Here is a 5,134-nt window from a genome sequence, read left to right as displayed (position 1 = left end):
ATGACTTCGACTGGAACCCTGTCGTCGAAACGCAGACCTTCGTCGGTGAGGCAATCATCAGAACGATGTTTCTTCCGACGCTCATAGGTGATGGTTTCGGTTTCAGGCGGTAGTGCATCAGGCGGTGCTTTGAAGGTTTCACCCAGATCCATCTGGTCTGGATTATCAATGATCAGCCGTTTTTCAGATTTTTCACCGAACAGTTGCCGTTTAAACCAGTTGAGTTGCTGTTTAAGTGTTTAACCGCATCCTGCCAGTGATGGCGGAACGTACCTTGTTTCAGTCGTTTGCTCCAGATGCAGTAACCGCTTCGGTCAAAGTAGAGTATCTTTACCTGGTTGCCTTTGCGGTTGATAAACACAAACAGCTGGCCGCTGAGTGGATCTTCCTGAAGTTGGTTTTTAGCCAGGGCGGACAGTCCATCATAGGACTTTCGCATATCGGTGGGCTGTGTGCATAACCACGCTCGAACACCGGATTCCGGGAAGAACATATCATTGCCGCATCCGAAGGATGATATTGCCGGGCAGTTCCAGCTCAATGTCCCAGGTTTGCTGTGGTGCGGGAAGTTCAATCCATTGGGAGCTGGCCTCGGTGATACTATTTTCAGTGGGGTTAAGTTTGCGTTTCCAGTTATAAAAAGTAGCAAGGCAAAGGCCTTTGGAGCGGCAAAATTCAGACTGGGACACGGAGCTGTTTTGTTGCTCATAAATCAGGGCTTGCCACTGTTTTTTGCCCAGTCGTTTTGATGGTGTGTGAGTCATGATGAATTCCTGCGAATGATTGCAGGGGGAAGCATGGTCAGAAATCAGCAGGTTTTGTAGACGTCCTTAAATGACCGGTTACGAAAAAGCGGATAGAGACAGAAACAAAAAGCAGAAAAAATCAGTCAGTAAAGATATCAATCTGAAAATGCTCAGTTGGCACCTTTCCCTGGATGATCGTTCTCAGGATGTGCTGGTGGATGATCGGCTCAAACGACTGAATGAGCAGGCGCCCAGCCATTTCAATCAGCTTAAAGTGTTTGCTGACCTTTATATCTTTACTGGCATCAGTCCAGTCAGCTCCCTCAGACCATTAATAGAACTATGCGAGGTGTTGCTTGGCAGGGAATTCAAACCCGCTGATGTGAAAGAGCGATGTGATATTACCAAGAGGCATGAAAACGGTGTTGAAGCCACCAGTCCTTATATGTTGGTTTCGGATGGAATAGCTGTTATTGGCCGAAATCCGGTGAGGCCGGTTCCGGGAGTGATTCTGGGGCAGGAGGGCTATGAAAGCCAGTTCCAGTTTTGGCTCGAAGCCCCCGAGCTGTCGGTTGCCGATAAAAAGAAAGACTTCGATCCTCAGAAGAATAAACTGGCATTGCACCTTGCTACCGATTTTACCCTGAAGCAAAACAAACGACAGTTAACCCGGGTGTATTATTACCGGCAGGGAAAATTCAGGCCGCTTCAAGGCAGTCAAAAAGTGTTTTCAGTGCCATCCGATTACAATATGGCAAGCAATAATGGATCATTAAACTCTGGCGTTGCAGAGTATGCTGAGAGCGAAGGCAGGGAAGTTTCACCCTTTGCTATTAATTACAGTACCCTGCGTATTCCTGAGAAGCAGACGTTCAGGGAGGTGAGTCAGGGGAGGAAGAAGGTTAAGAAGGGTTCAAAACAAGAGGATGAGAGGCTCCACATCTATCTACCCCTGGTGAATGACTATTAAACAGACGTCTTTTAAGGGGCTGAAGGCCTCCGAAGAGACCTTCAGGTGGAGACAATAATCAGATTTCAGCGGCCAGACTTGCGCCCTGGTTGATCGCACGCTTGGCATCCAGTTCAGCGGCAACGTCTGCACCACCAATCAGATGAACGGGTTTACCTGTGATGGTGTCTGCCAGCTCTCTGAGAGGCTCCTGACCTGCACAGAGCACTACGTTATCCACATCCAGTACGGTAGGCTCGCCATTGATGGATAAATGGAGACCTCTATCGTCGATTTTATGGTATTCGCAGGAAGGGACCATTTTCACGCCGCGCTTGACCATCTCGGTTCTGTGAATCCAGCCGGTAGTTTTACCCAGACCGGCTCCGGGCTTCGTCTTCTTACGCTGAAGTAAATAAACTTCCCGCGAACTTTCTTCTTCCTCAGAGGCAGGAGCCTTCAGCGAGTCAGAAGCCTTCAGCGAGTCAGAAACCGTCAGACCACCCCGGTTACTGAGGCTCATATCCACACCCCAGTCTTTCATGAAAGCTTCAACATCCAGGCTGTGTGAAGGGCCCTTCTGGGTAATAAATTCACTCAGATCAAAACCGATACCGCCTGCGCCAATGACCGCTACGGTTTTGCCGACTTCGGCTCCCTTGAACACCTCCAGGTAACTCAAAACCTTAGGGTGATCCAGTCCTTCAATATCGGGGGTGCGTGGTGTCACGCCACTCGCCACGATGACTTCATCAAAATCACCGTTTTCCAGTTCATCGGCAGAAACCCGGGTGTTCAGTTTCAGTTTCACGCCGGTCAGTTCTACCTGACGCTGGAAGTAGCGCAGTGTTTCAGCAAACTCTTCTTTGCCCGGTACTTGTTTAGCAATGTTGAATTGACCACCGATTCTGTCTGAAGCTTCAAACAGAGTGACATCGTGCCCTCTATAAGCGGCAGTCGTCGCGAAAGAAAGGCCGGCAGGGCCAGCACCGACAACCGCCAGTTTCTTTGGCTTGTCAGTGGGTAGATAGTTCAGTTCTGTCTCATGGCAAGCTCTTGGGTTCACAAGACAGCTGACCAGCTTCAGTTCGAAGACATGGTCCAGACAAGCCTGGTTACAGGCAATACAGGTGTTGATTTCATCAGCACGGCCTTCTTCGGCCTTGTTGACCCACTCCGGATCAGCCAGCAGGGGGCGAGCCATGGACACCATATCGGCATCGCCTCTGGCCAGCACGGTCTCAGCCACTTCAGGCATGTTGATACGGTTGGAGGTAATAACAGGAACGCTTAATTCTTTTCTGATTTTTGCGGTGACCCAGGAAAAGGCAGCGCGAGGTACCATGGTTGCAATGGTCGGAATCCGGGCTTCGTGCCAGCCGATACCGGTGTTGATAATGGTTGCGCCCGCCTTTTCGATCTCTTTGCCTAGCGCTACAATCTCATCCCAGCTACTGCCGCCTTCAACCAGATCGAGCATAGAGAGGCGATAAATAATAATAAAGTCAGAGCCTGTCTTTTCTCTTACACGACGAATTACTTCAATGGGCAGACGAATTCGGTTTTCGTATCGGCCTCCCCAGTCGTCTTCGCGGTGGTTGGTTTTTGAAGCGATGAACTGGTTGATGAAGTAACCTTCTGAACCCATGATCTCAACACCGTCGTAGCCGGCTTTCTGGGCGTTCAGGCTGCACTGCACAAAGTCTTCAATCTGGGAATCAATTTCTTCCGGATTCAGTTCCCGGGGTGGGAAGGGGGCTATAGGTGCTTGCAGGGCGCTGGGAGCAATAGCTTCAGGATGATAGGCATAGCGGCCGGTGTGGAGAATCTGCATACAGATCTTGCCGTCTTCCTCATGTACGGCTTTGGTGACCAGGCTATGACCGGCGACCTCTTCATCTGTTTTAATCAAGGCCGCATTAGGTAAGCCGCCCGATTCCCGATTGGGTGCAATACCGCCGGTAACGATCAGGCCAACGCCCCCTTTTGCTCGCTCACCAAAGTAGGCAGCCAGTCTTTCGTAGCCGCCCGGATGCTCTTCCAGGTTGGTGTGCATTGAGCCCATCAATACCCGGTTTTTCAACTGTGTGAAGCCCAGATCCAGCGGCTCCAGCAGGTGAGGGTACAGCTTATGCGGCTCAGCGCTGTGGGGGGAGGTGGTCATCGACAGATCCTCATCAGTCAGGTACTTGTAATTATCTTATCTGGACAGCGTCAAGATAAGGTTGTATGTTGACACTGTCAAGATTGAGAGCCCACTTTCTGTCATTAAGTACTGCAATTGAGTAATAGCATGCCGGCCAAGAAGAACTACCATCATGGAGACTTACGACAAAGCCTGATTAATGAGGCCACACGGATGATGGCTGCTTCCGGTGTTGAGAAACTTTCCATGCGTGGTTTAGCTGAAGAGGTAGGGGTCTCAAGGACGGCGGCATATCATCATTTCAAAGATAAGAATGAACTCTTGTGTGCCATCGCCGAGCAGGGCTTCAACCATTGGTACGAGCAAATGGGCAGTAGGTTAAAGGGGGTTCCCGAGGATCTTGAAGCCTGGTTCCGTGAATTCTCTCATGCCTATATCGATTTTGCCCGGAATCATGCAGAGCAGTATGACCTGATGTTTGGCAGACCAATCTGGAAGAATGGACAACCTACTGAGGCTCTCAGGCAAATCTCTTTTGATGCCTTCCAGCGTTATGCCGATTTTGTAAGAGGTTGCCTGCAGGGTGATCGTTTCAGTCAGGATCAGGATGCGCTCAGGGTGGCTCAGGTTACCTGGAGCAGTTTGCACGGTCTAAGTCGTTTACTAAATGACGGTGTGTATCTGGATAAAGCTTCCATCAACAGCATGTGCGATGTAGCCGCTAGATTGCTGGTTCAGAACATGAGGTAATTAAGGCTTCTTCGAAGCTTCAAGGTTATGCCAGAACAGTCGGGCGATTCTGATATCATTTCTGGCCAGGGAGCGACCTGTCTCGGTCATCAGTTTTTCTTCAAAAAGATTCTGCACTTCCCGTGTGGCAGTCAATGCCTGATCGTAGGGAAGCTTTCTGACTTCCAGATTACAGGCCAGCTCTCTGGTAATGCCATACGCTCCCATCAATTCCATGGCATCGGCATCAAAAACAATCCTGGCTTCGATGGACGAACTCTCTGAGATCAGGTGAGGGCGGCACAGTCTGACAATTTCATAAAGCTGTGATCGTACAATCGCGTTTAATCCGGTTTCTTTAAGAACTTTGTCGAGTTGTTCCAGGTGATCATGATATTGATGGAGCCAGGCCCCGGCTTCAACTAGAAAGGGGTTCCCTAGGAGCCTGTCGGACTTAAGACAATTTCGGCCTAAATTCCAGAAAGAACGGCCCAATTATTCGATGAATTCGATTAAATAGGTCAACTATTCTCACGAATCCATCGAATAATTCGACTCGTTCTA

6 protein-coding genes and 1 pseudogene are annotated in these 5,134 nt (G+C 49.6%); 2 read left to right on the top strand and 5 right to left on the bottom strand.

The genetic code is table 11. From position 1 onward, the window contains the following. From ACR2PX_RS01785 to tnpA, 3 genes and pseudogenes are all read right to left on the bottom strand, one after another. Positions 1-236, bottom strand: a pseudogene (locus ACR2PX_RS01785) (transposase domain-containing protein); the annotation flags it as partial. Continuing rightward, positions 173-493 (bottom strand): IS66 family insertion sequence element accessory protein TnpB, encoded by a 321-nt coding sequence (gene tnpB, locus ACR2PX_RS01780; RefSeq protein ID WP_433997643.1) that lies wholly within the window; start codon positions 491-493, stop codon positions 173-175. The pseudogene ACR2PX_RS01785 and the gene tnpB, both read right to left, overlap by 64 nt. 1 nt (position 494) lies before the next feature. Further along, positions 495-764, bottom strand: coding sequence for an IS66 family insertion sequence element accessory protein TnpA (gene tnpA / locus ACR2PX_RS01775; protein WP_433997642.1), 270 nt, complete (start codon positions 762-764; stop codon positions 495-497). Positions 765-834: 70 nt separating this feature from the next. Between tnpA and ACR2PX_RS01770 the strand changes: the two genes are divergently transcribed. After that, positions 835-1,716, top strand: a complete 882-nt coding sequence (locus ACR2PX_RS01770; protein WP_433997641.1) for a hypothetical protein — start codon at positions 835-837, stop codon at positions 1,714-1,716. Positions 1,717-1,774: 58 nt separating this feature from the next. Here ACR2PX_RS01770 and ACR2PX_RS01765 read toward each other — a convergent pair whose 3' ends face one another. Continuing rightward, the gene (locus ACR2PX_RS01765; RefSeq protein WP_433997640.1) at positions 1,775-3,859 is read right to left on the bottom strand and encodes an FAD-dependent oxidoreductase; all 2,085 of its coding nucleotides are present in this window, start codon (positions 3,857-3,859) and stop codon (positions 1,775-1,777) included. 129 nt (positions 3,860-3,988) lie between these two features. Here ACR2PX_RS01765 and ACR2PX_RS01760 point away from each other — a divergent pair, with 129 nt between their 5' ends. Further along, positions 3,989-4,591, top strand: a complete 603-nt coding sequence (locus ACR2PX_RS01760) for a TetR/AcrR family transcriptional regulator (protein ID WP_433997639.1) — start codon at positions 3,989-3,991, stop codon at positions 4,589-4,591. On the opposite strand, the gene ACR2PX_RS01755 is transcribed toward ACR2PX_RS01760, so the two are convergent. Beyond that, entirely contained in the window at positions 4,592-5,065 is a 474-nt protein-coding gene (locus ACR2PX_RS01755; protein ID WP_433997638.1) for a hypothetical protein, read from the bottom strand. Positions 5,066-5,134: the final 69 nt, after the last annotated feature.

This window comes from Endozoicomonas sp. (assembly GCF_051008435.1).
Lineage (GTDB): Bacteria > Pseudomonadota > Gammaproteobacteria > Pseudomonadales > Endozoicomonadaceae > Endozoicomonas_A.
This window is presented reverse-complemented; position numbering and strand designations above follow the sequence as displayed.